The organism is Vibrio sp. 03_296 (assembly GCF_002265885.1).
The window spans coordinates 1-361 of the sequence record NZ_NPKW01000410.1 but is presented as its reverse complement, the minus strand read 5'-3'; the positions used below and the strand labels follow the sequence as shown (position 1 = coordinate 361).

General features: G+C 43.8%; 1 pseudogene. It reads right to left on the bottom strand.

Annotation, left to right across the window (positions count from 1 at the left end):
• Positions 1-217 precede the first annotated feature (217 nt).
• Positions 218-361, bottom strand: a pseudogene (locus CIK04_RS25020) (amino acid ABC transporter permease); the annotation flags it as partial.

The window sequence follows — 361 nt, the reverse complement described above, 5'->3', positions numbered from 1 at the left end:
CCACTACCACCACCGCATGCGGTCACCGCAAGACGCCAGCAAGCTTGGAGTAAAAGATCTTGTTTCATTTTTCTCGCTCGTTCTTTTTGTTTTTCTTAGTGTAATTAATGACTTCAGAACAACAACCAACGAGCTCATCGCGATGATTGATTTTGAACTAACCTAACATAACGGCACCCTATAGGTGCCGTTAGTGAGTTTGTTGAACAATCTAAAATTAGCTCAATGGTCTGAGGTAAGCGAGGAAGCGTTTCTCCGCATTTTTGAATACCCAAAGGATCAAAAACGTCAGCGACATGTAGAACAGGCCTGCGGTTAGAAACGATTCAAACGGAGACGTAATACGCGAGTTCAACCAACG